General features: G+C 64.4%; 14 protein-coding genes. 10 read left to right on the forward strand and 4 right to left on the reverse strand.

Going from position 1 to position 17,164, the window contains the following annotated elements; translation table 11 throughout:
* Positions 1-142: 142 nt before the first annotated feature.
* On the forward strand, positions 143-1,033 hold the full coding sequence (locus ACVIGB_RS07290) for a VOC family protein (protein WP_456723221.1): 891 nt from the start codon (positions 143-145) through the stop codon (positions 1,031-1,033).
* Positions 1,034-1,042: 9 nt separating this feature from the next.
* Here ACVIGB_RS07290 and ACVIGB_RS07295 read toward each other — a convergent pair whose 3' ends face one another.
* Complete coding sequence (locus ACVIGB_RS07295) at positions 1,043-2,206, reverse strand: OpgC domain-containing protein (protein ID WP_456723220.1); 1,164 nt, start codon at positions 2,204-2,206, stop codon at positions 1,043-1,045.
* Positions 2,207-2,448: 242 nt separating this feature from the next.
* Here ACVIGB_RS07295 and ACVIGB_RS07300 point away from each other — a divergent pair, with 242 nt between their 5' ends.
* Complete coding sequence (locus tag ACVIGB_RS07300) at positions 2,449-2,754, forward strand: ETC complex I subunit (RefSeq protein WP_092113947.1); 306 nt, start codon at positions 2,449-2,451, stop codon at positions 2,752-2,754.
* 142 nt (positions 2,755-2,896) lie between these two features.
* Here ACVIGB_RS07300 and ACVIGB_RS07305 read toward each other — a convergent pair whose 3' ends face one another.
* Together ACVIGB_RS07305 and ACVIGB_RS07310 are read right to left on the reverse strand one after the other, a co-directional pair.
* The gene (locus ACVIGB_RS07305) at positions 2,897-3,394 is read right to left on the reverse strand and encodes an Lrp/AsnC family transcriptional regulator (RefSeq protein WP_456725223.1); all 498 of its coding nucleotides are present in this window, start codon (positions 3,392-3,394) and stop codon (positions 2,897-2,899) included.
* 2 nt (positions 3,395-3,396) lie between these two features.
* Positions 3,397-4,050 (reverse strand): TetR/AcrR family transcriptional regulator, encoded by a 654-nt coding sequence (locus ACVIGB_RS07310; RefSeq protein WP_456723219.1) that lies wholly within the window; start codon positions 4,048-4,050, stop codon positions 3,397-3,399.
* A gap of 192 nt (positions 4,051-4,242) precedes the next feature.
* Here ACVIGB_RS07310 and ACVIGB_RS07315 point away from each other — a divergent pair, with 192 nt between their 5' ends.
* The 7 genes from ACVIGB_RS07315 to ACVIGB_RS07345 all read left to right on the forward strand — a co-directional run bounded on the left by ACVIGB_RS07315 (position 4,243) and on the right by ACVIGB_RS07345 (position 15,037).
* The gene (locus ACVIGB_RS07315; protein ID WP_092113954.1) at positions 4,243-5,415 is read left to right on the forward strand and encodes an isovaleryl-CoA dehydrogenase; all 1,173 of its coding nucleotides are present in this window, start codon (positions 4,243-4,245) and stop codon (positions 5,413-5,415) included.
* Between the two features lie 208 nt (positions 5,416-5,623).
* Entirely contained in the window at positions 5,624-7,228 is a 1,605-nt protein-coding gene (locus ACVIGB_RS07320; RefSeq protein WP_456723218.1) for a carboxyl transferase domain-containing protein, read from the forward strand.
* Between the two features lie 14 nt (positions 7,229-7,242).
* Entirely contained in the window at positions 7,243-9,252 is a 2,010-nt protein-coding gene (locus tag ACVIGB_RS07325) for an acetyl/propionyl/methylcrotonyl-CoA carboxylase subunit alpha (protein ID WP_456723217.1), read from the forward strand.
* On the forward strand, positions 9,249-10,175 hold the full coding sequence (locus tag ACVIGB_RS07330) for a hydroxymethylglutaryl-CoA lyase (protein ID WP_456723216.1): 927 nt from the start codon (positions 9,249-9,251) through the stop codon (positions 10,173-10,175). Before ACVIGB_RS07325 ends, ACVIGB_RS07330 begins: the two co-directional genes overlap by 4 nt.
* Before the next feature lie 285 nt (positions 10,176-10,460).
* Entirely contained in the window at positions 10,461-11,972 is a 1,512-nt protein-coding gene (locus ACVIGB_RS07335) for a diguanylate cyclase (protein WP_456723215.1), read from the forward strand.
* A 517-nt stretch (positions 11,973-12,489) separates the two neighbouring features.
* Positions 12,490-14,214: a dihydroxy-acid dehydratase gene (ilvD, locus tag ACVIGB_RS07340; protein ID WP_173643437.1), complete on the forward strand. Its 1,725-nt coding sequence runs from the start codon at positions 12,490-12,492 to the stop codon at positions 14,212-14,214.
* On the forward strand, positions 14,201-15,037 hold the full coding sequence (locus ACVIGB_RS07345; protein ID WP_171947562.1) for a tetratricopeptide repeat protein: 837 nt from the start codon (positions 14,201-14,203) through the stop codon (positions 15,035-15,037). The genes ilvD and ACVIGB_RS07345 overlap by 14 nt, the downstream gene beginning before the upstream one ends.
* Before the next feature lie 37 nt (positions 15,038-15,074).
* On the opposite strand, the gene xth is transcribed toward ACVIGB_RS07345, so the two are convergent.
* Complete coding sequence (xth, locus tag ACVIGB_RS07350; RefSeq protein WP_456723214.1) at positions 15,075-15,866, reverse strand: exodeoxyribonuclease III; 792 nt, start codon at positions 15,864-15,866, stop codon at positions 15,075-15,077.
* Positions 15,867-16,029: 163 nt separating this feature from the next.
* Between xth and ACVIGB_RS07355 the strand changes: the two genes are divergently transcribed.
* On the forward strand, positions 16,030-17,163 hold the full coding sequence (locus ACVIGB_RS07355) for an efflux RND transporter periplasmic adaptor subunit (RefSeq protein WP_456723213.1): 1,134 nt from the start codon (positions 16,030-16,032) through the stop codon (positions 17,161-17,163).
* Position 17,164: the final 1 nt, after the last annotated feature.

Below are 17,164 nucleotides of genomic sequence, written 5' to 3' on the forward strand. Positions count from 1 at the left end.
GTGCTGTCGTTCATCTTCGTTCTCGGGTTCATCTTGATGAACGCGATTATTGGCCGGCCCTGTCGCTCAGGCGCGATCGTTGACGATGAGGGAATTTGCATGCTGCACTGCGGTTGTCCCGACGCCGAAGCGAGGGATCGGCATGGCTGATGATGGTGCGAGCTTCGCCTGGTATGAGCTGTTGACCACGGACTTGGGAGGAGCGAGTGCCTTTTACGGCAGCGTCCTCGGCTGGGTGACGAAGGATGCGTCTACACCCGGGATTTCTTACAAATTGTTCATGTCGGGCGAGCTTACCCGAAGCGGTCTGATGGAGTTGCCGGAAGAGGGCATACGCCAGGGCGCAACCCCGCGATGGATTGGTTATGTCGGTGTTGACGACATGGATCTTGCCGTTCGCCGAATGCTAGAACGTGGTGGCGCGGTCTACGTGCCACCGACCGGCACCAATATCGGCCGTATCTCGATCGTCGCCGACCCGCAGCGGGCGACGTTCGGATTGCTTAGCGGATCAAGGATCGCTCGGCCCGCGGTTGAAGGCCTCGATGCCCCTGGGCGGGTCGGCTGGCATGAACTGCTGGCTGCCGATTGGCGGAAGGCCTTTGGTTTCTACAGCGAGGTCTTTGGCTGGCGACAGGCCGACAGCGACGTCGGCGGCGCCGAGTCCTACCAACTGTTCTCTGCTGGTGGGCAGACCATCGGTGGAATCTTCAACAAGCGTCCGCTCGAACCGATCGCGTTCTGGCTTTACTATTTCAACGTCGACGACGTCGACGCAGCCATCGTGCGAGTCAGGGCCGGTGGCGGACGGGTCTACGAGGGGCCGCTGGAGCTGCCGAACGGTAGTTGGATCGTTCGCTGCCTTGACCCGCAGGGCGCCACGTTTGCCCTGGAGGGAGCGCGCAGCTCCGATAGCATCGCGAAGGCGCCGGCGGCCGAGTATCGCTGGACCACCACCTGGGATGGGTTCACTTCAAAGGGCAGGTGGCGAAGCGGCCAGCCGGGTGGCAAAGGGCGGCGGCCGGGCAAATGACGCACTTTGTCACCCAGCCTTTGCCGGCGCCGCCGGTTTCTGCGCCGGCGGCTTGATCGGCTTGTCCTGCCGCTTCGACCACGAGATGTAATAGGCCACGATCGTCATGATCGCGATGCCGGAGATGCTGACGAAGATCTGCGCGAACAGCGAGCCCGAGCTCATCGAGAGCTCGAAATGTCCGACAAAGGACAGGAACACGCCGACGCAGAACACCGCGAGCGACTGCTGGCCGCAGACGATCAGGGGATCGAACACCTTCCACTCCAGCGCCGACCAGTCCTTCGGGACGAAGCGGATCACCAGCACCGTGATCACCACGAAGTGCAGGAAGCGATACGGCGCGAGGTTGGTCTTGTCGTTCGGGTTGAAGGTCGAAAACAGCCAGTCCGGGAACATCGCGCCGAGGTCCGGGAAGCGGCCGGCCATCGTCATGATCAGGGCGAAGATCAGATAGGCGACGCAGAACCACAGCGTGTAGCGCGAGTTGATGATGTGCATGTTCGCGCGCGCGCCGCCCATCGCGCACCACGAGCCGAATACGAACAGCACCTGCCAGGCGAACGGATTGAAGTACCAGGTCCCGGCCGGGTAGGCGGGCAGGTTCCAGCCCATGTGCCGCGACACCAGCCACAGCGCGAGCGACGCCAGCATGGTCCAGTTCGGCTGCCGCAGCATGAACCATAGCACCGGCGGGAACAGCCCCATCAGCACGATGTAGAGCGGCAGCACATCGAGATTGACCGGCTTGAACTTCAGGAACAGGCCCTGGCGCAGCGTCTCGGTGGCGTTGTCGACGAGGCCCGCGACATTGAACTCGTTGATGATCTCGGAATCGCCGAAGCGCAGCGCCAGATAGCTGATCGAGGCGATGTAGATCACGAACAGGATGATGTGGGCGACATAGAGCTGCCAGACCCGCTTGGTCAGCCTTGTGGCGCCGACGATGAAGCCGCGCTCAAGCATCATGCGGGCATAGACGAAGGATGCGGTGTAGCCGGAGATGAAGACGAACAGGTCCGCGGCATCGCTGAAGCCGTAATTCCGGGTCGTGATCCAGTTCACGATATTGTCGGGGATGTGATCGAGATAGATCGCCCAGTTCGCGATCCCACGGAACAGGTCGAGCCGGAGGTCACGTCCTTTGTCGGGCAGGTGAGCGTGGATTTCCATGGGGCGCCGCTTCCTCGAGATGATGCTGTCGAGAAGGCCGCGCCGCGGGCCCAAGAGGCTCCAAACCGAAGCCCCCCGAGGCCAGATTGTCACAGCGCGGTAGAATGACTATACCGGTCCGGCGAAGGCTCCCTCCGAGATCGAGGAATCACCGATCAGATCGTTGAACGGTGTCTCTATACTATCCCGGCGGTTTCCTTCAAATCGCTTCCATATCGCACATCCCACGGGGCCGACCATCCATGACCGCACGCATTTTTAAGCCCGCCAAAAACGCGATGCAATCGGGACGTGCCAAGACCAAAGAGTGGCAACTGGACTACGAGCCGGAGCAGCCGCGCACCGTGGAGCCCTTGATGGGCTGGACCTCGTCCACTGACATGAAGCAGCAGCTCACGCTGCAGTTCGAGACCAAGGAGGAGGCGGTCGCCTATTGCGAGCGCAAGGGCATCGCCTACCAGGTGATCGAGCCGAAGGATTCGGCGCACCGCCAGATCGCCTATGCCGACAATTTTGCATTCCGCCGCTGGGAGCCGTGGACGCATTAGGCCATACCGCTTCAAAACGAGTTCAATTTCGTCATGGCCGGGCTTGTCCCGGCCATCCACGTCTTTGCTGCCTGAATGAAGAAAAGACGTGGATGCCCGGCACGAGGCCGGGCATGACGAGTCTGGCGGAAGGGGCGCCGGGTCAGCTCGCAGGGCTTGGCGCGGCGAGGGCGCCCGGGATCGGCAGCGGCGCATCCTTGGAGACGCCGAGCACCGGAAAGCTTCGGATTTTACGCACGTTGGGCAGGCCGGCGAACTGCAGCAGCTGCTGACGCATGTCGTCGACGCTGGGCGCGACGCATCTCAGCATGAAATCGGCATCGCCCGAGATCCGCCAGCATTGCAGGAAGCGCGGCACGGCCGCGACCGCCGCCTCGAACGCCTCGATCGCAACCAGGTTCTGGCTGTCGAGCTGGATCAGGACGAAGGTCGTCACTTCATAGCCCAACAGCCGTTCGTCGAGCGTGGCGCGGATCGCCTGCACCACGCCGCGGCTGCGCAAGGCGCGGACCCGGCGCAGGCAGGGCGGCGCTGTGATGCCGACGCGCTCGGCGAGCTCGTTGATCCTGATCCGGCCGTCCCGCTGCAACTCCGACAGGATGCGCAGATCGATGTCATCGAGCTGTGGGCGCTCTGTCACAGTCACGAGCCCGCTACCGCAGTCCGCGGGCTCTTGCTGCCGCTGCCGACCCGACCGAGCGCGGCCTGCGGTGCGACGCCCGACAGCACCAGCTTCTCATGCGCCGCGATGATGGCGTCGCGGGTCAGCCGGCCGCCGGGGCGGTACCAGGTGCAAAGACCGGTCAGCAGCGCGATGATGGCGAAGGTCGCGACCTGGATATCGCCGACCTCGAACACGCCGTCCGAGACCCCGTCGGTGAGGATCTGCGCCAGCCGCTGCTCATAGGCGCCGCGCAACGCCACCACGACGTCGTAGTTCTTGGCCTCGAGGCTGCGCAGTTCGGAATTGGCGATGAAGACCTCGCGCTTGCGGGTCATGTGATAGCTGACGTGGAAGGCGACGAAGGCGCGCAGCTTCTCGACCGGATCGGCCTTGCCCTCCAGCGCGAGATCGAGCTCGCGCAGCAAATCGTTGATATGCTCCTGCACCAGATCGAACAGCAGGTCCTGCTTGGTTGAGATATGGTTGTAGAGTGAGCCGGCCTGGATGCCGACCTCGGCGGCGAGTTGGCGCAGGCTCATCGCCTCGTAGCCGCGCTCGAAGATCAGGCGCACGCCGGCCTTGCGGATCGCCTCCAGCGTCGTGGGGCCATGTGAGCCGATCGTGCGTGCCATCGGGGCCTCGGAGGGATGTTGGCTTGTCAGGGAGTGCCGGAAACAAGCAAACGACCGTATGTATATCGCATGAAATCCCAGTAAATTCAATGAACTGCGGATTTCATACGCAAACCATAGCACAGTCGCTTGCGAAGCCAAGAAAAAAACGTATGATCGTTTAATTGCAAGATGAATCTCATGGGAGGGATCATGGCCTCGAACCGGGCGGCAATCTTCAATTTCGACCTTGGCGAGACCGCGGATGCGATCCGCGAGACGGTGTATGATTTCTCCACCAACGAGATCGCGCCGCGCGCCGCCGAGATCGATCGCTCCAACACCTTTCCGCGCGACCTCTGGCCGAAAATCGGCGCGCTCGGCCTGCACGGCATCACGGTCGAGGAGGAGTACGGCGGATCGGGCCTCGGCTATCTCGAGCACTGCATCGCGGTCGAGGAGATCTCGCGTGCGTCGGCTTCGATCGGGCTGGCTTACGGCGCGCATTCCAACCTCTGCGTCAACCAGATCCGCCGCAACGGCAACGAGGCGCAGAAGCGCAAATATCTGCCCAAGCTGATCTCCGGCGAGCATGTCGGGTCGCTGGCGATGTCGGAGCCCTCCGCCGGCTCCGACGTGGTCTCGATGAAGACCCGCGCCGAGAAGAAGGGCGACCGCTTCGTGCTCAACGGCAACAAGATGTGGATCACCAACGGTCCGCACGCCGAGACGCTGGTGGTCTATGCCAGGACCGATGCGAATGCCGGCCCGCGCGGCATCACCGCCTTCATCATCGAAAAGGGCATGAAGGGATTCTCCACCGCGCAGAAGCTCGACAAGCTCGGCATGCGCGGCTCGGACACCTGCGAGCTGGTGTTCGAGGATTGCGAGGTGCCGGAAGAGAACGTGCTCTCCGAGGTCGGGCGCGGCGTCAACGTCTTGATGTCTGGTCTCGACTATGAGCGCGCCGTGCTGGCGGCGGGACCGATCGGCATCATGCAGGCCTGCATGGACGTCGTGCTGCCCTACGTCCACGAGCGCAAGCAGTTCGGCGAGCCGATCGGCTCGTTCCAGCTGGTGCAGGGCAAGATCGCCGACATGTACACCACGATGAACGCCTCGCGCGCCTATGTCTACGCGGTGGCGAAGGCCTGCGACCGCGGCGAGACCACCCGCGAGGACGCCGCCGGCGCCATCCTCTATGCCGCCGAGAAGGCCACCCAATGCGCGCTGGATGCGATCCAGCTGCTCGGCGGCAACGGCTACATCAACGACTATCCGACCGGCCGGCTGCTGCGCGATGCCAAGCTCTACGAGATCGGCGCCGGCACCAGCGAGATCCGCCGTATGCTGATCGGCCGCGAGCTGTTCGCGAAGACGGCCTAGATTCTTCTCCCTCGCCCCGCTCTTGCGGGGAGAGGGTTGGGGTGAGGGGCTGTCACCGCGTTAGTGGTGACAGATGTGTTCGCGGAGGCTCCCCCTCACCCGGATCGCATCTTCGATGCGATCCGATCTCTCCCCGCAAGCGGGGCGAGGTGACGTAGGGCCTCCGTTCGTCGTCCTAACGTGTCCTCCAACGAAACGTGCAACAGCGATGCCGCTTCATTCGACGATTGATCCCACATCCTCTGAATTCGCCCGCAACGCCGATGTGATGCGCAGCCTGGTCGCGGAACTCCGCGACAAGCTCAAGCAGGTTGCCGGCGGCGGGGGTGAGACCTCGCGCAAGCGGCACACTTCGCGCGGCAAGATGCTGGCGCGCGATCGCGTCGATCTCCTGGTCGACCCCGGCACAGCATTCCTCGAACTGTCGCCGCTCGCCGCCAACGGGCTCTACGGCGGCGACGTGCATTCGGCGAGCGTTATCACCGGCGTCGGACGCATCGCGGGGCGCGAATGCATCATCGTCGCCAACGACGCCACCATCAAGGGCGGCACCTATTACCCGCTGACGGTGAAGAAGCATCTGCGCGCCCAGGATATCGCGCGGCAGAACAATCTGCCCTGCGTCTACATGGTGGATTCCGGCGGCGCCTTCCTGCCGCTGCAGGACGAGATCTTTCCCGACGAGCGGCATTTCGGCCGCATCTTCTACAATCAGGCGCAGATGTCGTCGCAGGGCATCCCGCAGATCGCCATCGTGATGGGCTCCTGCACGGCGGGCGGCGCCTATGTGCCGGCGATGTCCGACGAGAGCATCATCGTGCGCAATCAAGGCACGATCTTCCTCGGCGGCCCGCCGCTGGTGAAGGCTGCGACCGGCGAAGTCGTCACCGCCGAAGAGCTCGGCGGCGCCGACGTCCACTCCCGGCAGTCGGGCGTGACCGATCACTACGCGCAGAACGACGCCCATGCGATCGGGATCGCGCGCCGCATCGTCGGCACGCTGAAGCAGCCGGCGAAGGCGCCGCTCAACATGAAAACGCCGCAGGAGCCGCTGTTTCCGGCCGAGGAGATCTACGGCGTGGTCTCCGCCGACGGCCGCAAGCCGTTCGACGTGCACGACATCATCGCGCGGATCGTCGACGGCTCCGAATTCGACGAGTTCAAGAAGCTCTACGGCACCACGCTGATCTGCGGCTTCGCCCATATCTGGGGCTATCCGGTCGGCATCATCGCCAACAACGGCATTCTGTTCAGCGAGAGCTCGCTGAAGGGCGCGCATTTCATCGAGCTGTGCTGCCAGCGCGGCATTCCCCTGGTGTTCCTGCAGAACATCACCGGCTTCATGGTCGGCAAGAAGTACGAGGCGGGCGGCATCGCGCGCGACGGCGCCAAGCTGGTGACGGCGGTTGCGACCGCCGGCGTGCCGAAATTCACCGTCGTGATCGGCGGCTCCTACGGCGCCGGCAATTACGGCATGTGCGGCCGCGCCTACAGCCCGCGCTTCCTCTGGCTGTGGCCGAACGCCCGCATCTCCGTGATGGGCGGCGAGCAGGCCTCGATGGTGCTGAGCCAGGTGCGGCGCGACGGCATCGAGGCCAAGGGCGAGAGCTGGTCGGCGGAAGAGGAAGACAAGTTCCGCGAGCCGATCCGCGCGCAATACGAGAAGCAGGGCAATCCCTATTACGCGACGGCGCGGCTCTGGGACGACGGCGTGATCGATCCCGCAGATACCCGCCTGGTGCTCGGGCTCGGCCTGTCGGCCGCCGCCAATGCGCCGATCGAGCCGACGAAGTTCGGCCTGTTCAGGATGTGAACCAGGATCTGACCATGGACCGCTCAAAACTCTACCGGCGCTTCCGCACGCTTCTGATCGCCAACCGCGGCGAGATCGCCTGCCGCGTCATCCGCTCGGCGCGTGCGATGGGGTTGCGCACCGTCGCGGTCTACTCCGAGGCCGACCGCGACGCGATGCATGTCGCACTCGCCGACGAGGCGGTGCTGCTCGGGCCCGCGCGGGCGCGCGACAGCTATCTCAACATCGAGCGCGTGATCGCGGCTGCAAAACAGACCGGCGCCGAGGCGGTGCATCCCGGCTACGGCTTCCTGTCCGAAAATGCCGAGTTCGCGCAGGCCTGTCTCGATGCCGGCCTGGTGTTCGTCGGTCCGACCGCGGCGATGATGACCGCGATGGGCTCGAAATCCGGCTCGAAGGCGCTGATGGAGAAGGCCGGCGTGCCGCTGGTGCCGGGCTATCACGGCGAGGCGCAGGACGAGGCGATCCTGGCGGAGGCCGCCAACCGGATCGGCTTCCCGGTGCTGGTGAAAGCGTCGGCCGGCGGCGGAGGTCGCGGGATGCGCGTGGTCAATTCGGCGGGCGAGCTGTCGGCCGCGATCACCAGCGCCAAGCGCGAGGCCAAGGCGGCGTTCGGCGACGACCGCATGCTGATCGAGAAGTACGTGCAGAACCCGCGCCATATCGAGGTGCAGATCATCGGCGACAGCCACGACAATCTGCTCTCGCTGTGGGAACGCGAATGCACGCTGCAGCGCCGCCACCAGAAGGTGATCGAGGAGGCGCCGTCGCCGACGCTGAACGCCGCGCAGCGCGAGACGGTCTGCGAGGCCGCCCGCAAGGCGGCCGGTGCGGTCAGCTATGTCGGCGCCGGCACCATCGAGTTCGTCTCCGACGGCAAGGACGTGTTCTTCATCGAGATGAACACGCGTCTGCAAGTCGAACATCCCGTCACCGAGCTGATCACCGGCGTCGATCTCGTCGATTGGCAGCTGCGCGTTGCGTTCGGCGAGGCCCTGCCGCTGAAGCAGGACGAGATCAGGCTGAACGGGCACGCCATCGAGGCCCGCGTCTACGCAGAAAACCCGCAGAAGAACTTCATGCCTTCGGTCGGCCGCATCAAGACCTGGCGGACGCCGCCGGAAGGCGACGGCCTGCGCATCGATGCCGGCTACCGCAGCGGCGACAACGTCTCGCCGTATTACGACGCGATGCTCGCCAAGGTGATCGCCTGGGCGCCGACGCGCGAGGGCGCGATCGAGAAGCTCAATCGCGGGCTGCAAGAGACCGACGTCCGCGGCATCGTTACCAACATCCCGTTCCTGTCGGCGCTGGTGACGCATCCTGACACCAGGGCCAATGCGATCGATACCGGCTTCATCGAGCGCGAGCTGAAGAACCTGACATCAGGCACCGGCGCCGCCGGTGAGTTCGAGCTCTGCGCGGCGGTGGCCGCGATCGTCAACGATGAGCAGAAGGCGGCGCGGCGCGAGGCGAACTCGCCCTGGCAGGCCTTCGGCTGGATGCCGGTCGGCCGCCGCCAGCGGCTGTTTTCATTCCGGCAGGGCCACGAGCCCGCCCACACCATCACGCTGCACTATGGCAACGGACCGTCGACGCTGTCGATCGGTGGGCGCGAGCTTGCCTTTGCCATCTCGTCCCCCCGCGAGGATGGCTTCGACCTGACGCTCGACGGCCTCAAGTCGCGCGTCGCCTCGGTCATCGAGGGCCACGAGGTTTACTTGCGCACCCGCAACGGCCGTTTCGACCTGCACTGGGTCGATCCGTTCGGCGGCGAGAGCGAGGAGCAGGTCGGTGAGGACAAGATCGTGGCGCCCCTGCCGGGAACCGTGGTCGCGCTGCTGGCCGAAGAGGGCGCGACGCTGGAGAAGGGCGCGCCGATCCTGACGCTGGAAGTGATGAAGATGGAGCAGACCCTGCGCGCGCCCTATGCCGGCGTGTTGAAGAAGCTCAAATGCAAGGTCGGTGACATCGTCGGCGAGGGCGTTGAGCTTGCCGAAGTCGAGCCCGCGGCTGCGTCATGAGCGATCAGATCCACATCGTCGAGATGGGGCCGCGCGACGGCCTGCAAAACGAGAAAACGCCGGTCAGCGTCGAGGCGCGCATCGCCTTCGTCGAGGCACTGGTGGCGGCGGGGCTTAAAACCGTCGAGGTCGGCGCCTTCGTGTCGCCGAAGGCGATCCCGCAGATGGCAAGCTCCGACCAGGTGCTGCGCGGCGTCAGCCACATCAAGGACGAGGTCAAGGACGCCGAATTCCACGTGCTGGTGCCGAACGAGAAGGGCTATGACGCCGCGCGCGCGGCGGGCGCCCAGGTGGTCTCGGTGTTCGCTGCGGCCTCCGAAGGCTTCTCGCGCGCCAATATCAATTGCTCGATCGCGGAATCGATCGAGCGCTTCAAGCCGGTGTTGGCGCGCGCCAGGGCCGATGGGGTCAAGGTGCGCGGCTATATCTCCTGCGTGCTCGGCTGTCCGTTCGACGGCGAGATCAAGCCGAAGGCGGTCGCCGATCTCGCCGTGACGCTGTGGGACCTCGGCTGCTACGAGATCTCGCTCGGCGACACCATCGGTGTCGGCACGCCGGTGAAGGCCAAGGAGATGCTGCGGGCGGTCGGCGCCGAGCTTCCGGTCGGCAACCTCGCCATGCACTTCCACGACACCTACGGCCAGGCGCTCGCCAATCTCTATGCCGGCATGGAGGAGGGCGTGCGCGTCATCGATGCCGCCGCCGGCGGCCTCGGCGGCTGCCCCTACGCGCCCGGCGCCACCGGCAACGTCGCGACCGAGGATGTCGTCTACATGCTCGAAGGCATGGGCGTTAGAACCGGTGTCGATATGGAGAAGCTGCTGGCTGCGACGAACGAGGTCGCCGGTTTGCTCGGCCGTCCGCCGGTCAGCCGCGTCGCTTCGGCGCTGAACGCGAAACGGAAGCGGCTGAGCGGATCGTAGTTCTCCACCGCACGGGTTCCAGGAACCGCAAGTTGGAACCCGTTTTGCGGCGCACACAGCCTTCGTCATCCGCTCTGGGTCAAAACCCCTCGAAAGCGTTCATGGCTTGGTGACTCAAACATGCTGAGGTGAGGGTGCTCGCAATTGCTCCAGGTGCGTCTCGCCATGTCCGGACAGGTGTCAGCTTCCCGCGGCCGAACGTTTTTGGCCGGAAAGATCGTCTTCAATTTCGGTCGGTCGGCCTTCGATTGCACGGTCCGGCAGCTCACCGATACGGGAGCGACCGTGGAACTCGAAAGCGTCGTTGGGATTCCCGACCAGATCCAACTGTTGATTGTCGGCACCAATCAGGTGAGGCCATGCAAACGGCTGTGGCAATCGGACCGCCAGCTCGGCCTGGTGTTTGAGGCGCAGCAGGCGAATCCTCCGGCACCCGCGCCTGCCGCTGCCGTGCCTGCCGCTGCTGCGCCATCAGCCATTCCGGAACGGCGCAGCGGCGACATTCTGCGCGGGCACATGCTGGCGCTGCGCGCAGCGCTCGATCAGATCCCGGTCGGCATCCTGCTTTTGGATGCGGAGCTGAAAGCCCTGTTCATCAACCGCGCGTTCCGGAACATGTGGCAGCTTCCGGACGCGGTTGCCGACCGCAATCCCAGCTTCACCGATCTGATGCATCACGGCTGCAAGACCATGGCCTATGAGCTGCCGGCTGAGCAGCTTCAAGCCTATGTTGCCGAACGCGTCCGCCTCGTGAGCGCCGGGGATGCAAATCCGATCGATCTCAGGCGCAGCAACGGCGATGTGGTTCGGTGTCAGTGCACGCCGCTGCCCGACGGCGGCCGGATGGTGAGCTACACGCCGGTGACCGACATCGTGCGCGCATCGGACAAGTTGAAGGTGCTGACCGGCGCGCTCGAGAACGTGGAGGACGGCGTCGTCCTGCTTGATCGCGATCTCAATGTGATTTTCCTCAACCGGAGAATGCGGGAATTCTGGGAGGTGAGCGAGGAGGAGGTTGCGCGGCATCCGGCATACGTCACGCTTCTCACGCGCAGCCGCCGGGCAGTCCCGACGGGCTCGACCCCGGAGCAAATCAGAGCCTTTCCGGCGAAGCGGATTGCGGAGATCAAGGCGGGCGATCACAAGCGCGACGTCCGGACGCCTGATGGCCGCAATATCAGGATCCATTGCTCAACGATGGCAAACGGCGGCCGGATGCTGACCTTTGTCGACGTGACCGATCTTGTCGGTAACGCGCGACAGCTCGAGGTGCTCGCGACCACCGATCCGCTCACCGGACTGTTCAACCGCAGGCACTTCCTGACAACGCTGGACGCGGAGTGGAGCCGGTTCCAGCGCTACTATCGCTCCGTTTCCGTCCTGATGGTCGATATCGACTACTTCAAGAGCATCAACGACCGGCTCGGTCATGCGGCCGGCGACGAGGCCATCAAGGCAGTCGCCGAGATTTGCACACGCGGCAAGCGCAAGTCCGACGTTATTGGCCGTGTCGGAGGCGAGGAGTTCGCGGTTCTGCTGCCGGAAACGACATTGTCGCGCGCCCGGACCGTCGCCGAGCGCATTCGCAAGAGGGCGGAAGGATTGAAGTTGGGGGCGGATGATCGTCCGGTTTCACTGACGGTGAGCATCGGCGTTGCCGAGGCCCTCACCAGCATGCCCGGGATAGACGCGCTGATGAAGGCCGCCGATGCGGCGCTCTACCAGGCCAAGGAACATGGCCGGAATCGTGTCGAGTGCTGGGCGCCTCTTGCGCCGCCGAAATTGGCGGCCGAGTAGCGACGTCTCCCCATCGTCATTCCAGGGCGTGCGAAGCACGAGCCCGGAATCCATCGTGCCGCATTATTGGTGGAATGGATTCGGGCTCTCGCTTCACGAGCCGTTAGGTGCGCAATTGCGCACGGGGGGCCGGGACGACGGGTGGCGAGAGGCGTGTGCGCGCGATCGGCACCCGGCTTTCCCTGCGCCCTCCGTTTGAGGAGAGGGCGGCAATCAGACCGCAACTCGGACGAGTTCCGTCGCGAGACGGCAACTTGACGGCTATTTGGTCAGATACGTGTCAGGTTCCCATAAGGACCGATAATACATGGTTGCCCGGGAGCCACGATTGTTGCTTCGTCGCAACAGTGAATCGACATTTAACCCTAAACACAGCCAGTCCGTAGTCGCGCCGCTTTTTAGCCACACCCTGACATGAAAGGATATTCACCTAGCTGAATAGCCAGCGCTCGCGACGACGGGACTTTTAATCGGTTCCGGCGTTGTTGGAGGAAACAGCGCTGGGAACAGGGTCGCGATGGACGCCAAGACGAACATCAAGGGCAGGCTGCCGAGCCGTCACGTGACGGAAGGGCCCCAGCGCGCACCGCATCGGTCCTATCTCTATGCGATGGGGCTGACGACAACCCAGATTCATCAACCCTTTGTCGGCGTTGCTTCATGTTGGAATGAAGCTGCTCCCTGCAACATTTCGCTGATGCGCCAGGCGCAGGCGGTGAAGAAGGGCGTGGCGTCCGCCGGCGGCACGCCGCGCGAGTTCTGCACCATCACCGTGACCGACGGCATCGCGATGGGCCATGACGGCATGCGCTCGTCGCTACCGTCGCGCGAGTGCATCGCCGATTCGGTCGAGCTGACCGTTCGCGGTCACTCCTATGATGCACTGGTCGGGCTCGCCGGCTGCGACAAGTCGCTGCCGGGCATGATGATGGCGATGGTCCGGCTCAACGTGCCGTCGATCTTCATCTATGGCGGCTCGATTTTGCCCGGCAACTTCCGCGGGCAGCCGGTGACCGTGCAGGACATGTTCGAGGCGGTCGGCAAGCACTCGGTCGGCGCCATGTCGGACGAGGACCTCGACGAGATCGAGCGGGTGGCATGCCCGTCGGCCGGTGCCTGCGGCGCTCAGTTCACCGCCAACACCATGGCGACCGTCTCCGAGGCGATCGGCCTTGCGCTGCCGTACTCGGCCGGGGCCCCGGCGCCTTATGAGATCCGCGACGCCTTCTGCTCCGCCGCCGGCGAGAAGGTGATGGAGCTGATCGAGAAAAACATCCGGCCCCGCGACATCGTCACCCGGGAAGCCCTTGAAAATGCTGCGGCCGTGGTTGCAGCCTCAGGTGGTTCGACCAATGCTGCGCTGCACCTACCGGCGATCGCCCATGAGTGCGGCATCAAGTTCAATTTGTTCGACGTTGCCGAAATCTTCAAAAAGACTCCTTACGTCGCGGATTTGAAGCCGGGCGGCCGTTATGTTGCCAAAGACATGTTCGAGGTTGGTGGCATTCCGCTGCTGATGAAAACGCTGCTCGACAATGGCCACCTGCACGGGAATTGCCTGACCGTCACTGGCCGAACGATCGCCGAAAACCTCAAAAGCGTGAAATGGAATCCGCACCAGGATGTGGTGCGGCCCGCCGACAATCCGATCACCGTGACAGGTGGCGTTGTCGGGCTAAAGGGTAATCTCGCTCCGGAGGGTGCGATCGTGAAGGTCGCGGGAATGTCCAACCTGAAGTTTACCGGTCCGGCCCGGTGCTTCGACCGCGAGGAAGACGCCTTCGAGGCGGTGCAGAAGCGCACCTACAAGGAAGGCGAAGTGATTGTGATCCGCTACGAGGGACCGAAGGGCGGTCCTGGGATGCGGGAGATGCTGGCGACCACGGCGGCGCTGACCGGGCAGGGGATGGGCGGCAAGATTGCCCTGATCACCGATGGCCGGTTCTCCGGCGCCACCCGTGGCTTCTGCATCGGACATATTGGACCTGAAGCGGCCGTCGGCGGGCCGATCGGGTTGTTGCAAGACGGCGACATCATCGAGATCGATGCGGTTGCCGGCACCCTTAACGTAAATTTGAGCGACGCCGAACTCGCAAATCGTAAGACCAAATGGGCCCCTCGCGCGACGAACCATACATCTGGTGCGCTGTGGAAGTACGCCGAGCAAGTGGGGCCGGCGGTGGATGGCGCAGTCACCCATCCGGGTGGCGCGTACGAGAAACAGTGTTATGCGGACGTTTAAGCGTGCGATATTTGCGTTTGCGTTAGGGGCCATTCCGGTGGCAGGCCCCGGATTCGGATTCGACGGCGCCCCGGTCAGCCCCCAGGATACCGTTCTTCCGGTGGTCGCTCCGCAGCCCGGCTCAGCCGCTGCACTGAAGCGGGCCGCCACGCCGGTTGCCCCTGCGGCGACCTCGCCGACCTCCTCTTTCAGCACGCTGCAGTACCAGGCCGAGGGCGGTCATCCCGTGGCGCAGTGGAAGCTCGGCAAGATGTACGCCGAGGGCGACGGCGTCATCCAGGACGACATGCGCGCCTTTGAGTATTTCAGCCGGATCGCCAACGCGCATGCCGAGGATTCGCCGTCGGCGCCGCAGGCCTCGATCGTGGCCAACGCCTTCGTGGCGCTCGGCCGCTACTATCTGAGCGGCATTCCCAATTCCAAGGTGAAGGCTGACACCGAACGGGCGCGGGAGATGTTCTCCTATGCCGCGTCCTATTTCGGCAATGCCGACGCCCAGTACGACCTTGCCCGGCTGTATCTGAAGACGCCGGACGCCTCGCGGGACGATTTCCGCTATGGCGCGCGCTGGCTAGGACTTGCCGCCCAGAAGGGCCAGCATCAGGCGCAGGCGCTGCTTGGCCAGATGCTGTTCAACGGCGATCGGCTGCCGCCGCAGCGGGCCCGTGGCCTGATGTGGCTGACCCTGGCGCGCGACAGCGCGACGCCGGAAGAGGCCTGGATCAAGGAAAGCTACAACCGGGCGATCGCCAAGGCGTCCGAGGACGACCGCGCGATGGCGCTGCAGATGCTCGAGCACTGGGTGCAGGGTCGTCGCGATTAGAGGCCGCCGGGATTGATATTCCCCGCGGCCGGCGGGCTCAGGCGGTCTCGAAATCGAGATCGGCCCAGACCGGGACATGGTCGGACGGCTTCTCCCAGGCGCGGACATAACTGTCGATCCCGACATCGATCAGCCGGTCGCTGGCCTGCGGCGACATCAGGAGATGGTCGATGCGCAGGCCCCAGTTCTTCTGCCAGGCGCCGGCCTGGTAGTCCCAGAACGTGTACTGGCCGGGCTCGTCATTAACCGCGCGCAGCGCATCGGTGAGGCCGAGGCCGAGCAGCGACTGGAAGGCCTCGCGGGTCTGCGGCCGGAATAGCGCGTCATCGACCCAGGCAGCCGGGTTGTAGACGTCGCGGGCCGCCGGAATGACATTGAAGTCGCCGGCCAGGATCAGCGGCTCCTCGGCCTTAAGCCGTTGCCGCGTGTACTCAAGAAGCCGCGACATCCATTTGAGCTTGTACGGATATTTGTCGGTGTTGGCAGGGTTGCCATTGGGCAGGTAGAGGCACGCGACCCGCACCACGCCCTGCTTCAGCGTAACGACGCCTTCGAGGAAACGGGCGTGGGCGTCCTCGTCGTCGCCGGCGAGGCCCGATTTGGTCTCGTCGAACGGCAGCTTGGACAGCAGCGCGACGCCGTTGAAGGTCTTCTGGCCGTGGGTGACGACATTATACCCGAGCGCCTCGACCTCCAGCCGCGGAAACGCGTCGTCGACGCATTTGATCTCCTGCAGGCAGACGATGTCGGGGGAACACTCCTTCAGCCAGGCGACCAGAAGTTCGATCCGTTGCCGGACCGAGTTGACGTTCCACGTAGCGATGCGCATGCAAATGACCGGGATTGAAGCCGCAGGATTTTACTTAGGTGGCATACCATGGGCGATCCGCCTGTGCTAACCCTCTCCAGAAACAAGGCGTAACAATTGCCGATGGGGGAGTTGCGAAGCGTCCCGGCCCTGAAGGGAAGCGGGCGGCGCACGTGCAAGACGTATGAAAAAACGCAATTTGGTTCTGACTGTCGCTGTTCTCGGCATTGCGGCCGGGGCGGCTTACATGACCCGCGCTTCATGGATGGGTGGCGGTGCCGCCACCGCGCAGGGGACGCCGCGGCCGCGCGTGGTCTCGGTGGATCTCGCCAAGGCCGAACGCAGGTCGGTGCCGGTGGATGTCGACGCGATCGGACAGGTCACGCCGATCTCCAGCGTGGCGCTGAAGTCACGGCTGGAGACCACCATCGTCTCGGTGCATTTCGAGGACGGCGCCAAGGTCAATGAGGGCGACCTGCTGTTCATGCTCGACGCGCGGCAGATCGATGCCCAGATCGAGCAGGCCGAGGGTGTCCTGGCCCGCGACCAGGCCCAGCTCGAGGGCGCGCAGCGCGACCTCCGCCGCTACACCGAGCTGGTCGGCAAGGGCGCGACCACGCAAGTCAACCTCGACAACGCCAAGACCCAGTCCGACGTCCTGATCGGCACCATCAAGGCCGACCAGTTCGCGCTGGAAAACCTCCGCGTCCAGAAGAGCTACACCGTGATCCGCGCGCCGTTCGCCGGCCGGATCAGTGCCGCCAACGTCAAGGTCGGCAACTTCGTCCGCCCCGCCGACACCCAGCCGCTTGCGGTCATCAACCAGATGGCGCCTGTCTATGTCACCTTCGCCATTCCCCAGCGTGCGCTGGTCGATCTGCGCGACGCCATGGGGAAGGACGATCCCAAGGTGATCGCGACCATTCCCGGCCACCAGCGCTCCGAGGGCGGCAAGGTTGCGATGGTCGAGAACACCGTCGATGCGACCACCGGCATGGTCACCGTGCGCGGCATCATGAACAATGCGAGTGAGACGCTGTGGCCCGGCACCATCGTGCAGACCAAGCTGATCATCCGCAGCGAGGACGCGGTCGTGGTGCCGACGGTCGCAGTCCAGCGCAGCCAGAACGGCAATTTCGTCTTCGTCGTCAAGGACGGCGTCGCCAAGGTCCGGCCGGTCAAGGTCGATCGCACCTTCCAGGGCAGCTCGGTGATCTCTGACGGATTGGTGGGCGATGAAAGCATCGTCGTCGATGGCCAGCTGCTGCTGTCGGAGGGATCGCGGGTCGAGCTGCGGGCGCGCAAGGCCGGAGCCTGAC

It is taken from the genome of Bradyrhizobium sp. USDA 4341 (assembly GCF_054063755.1).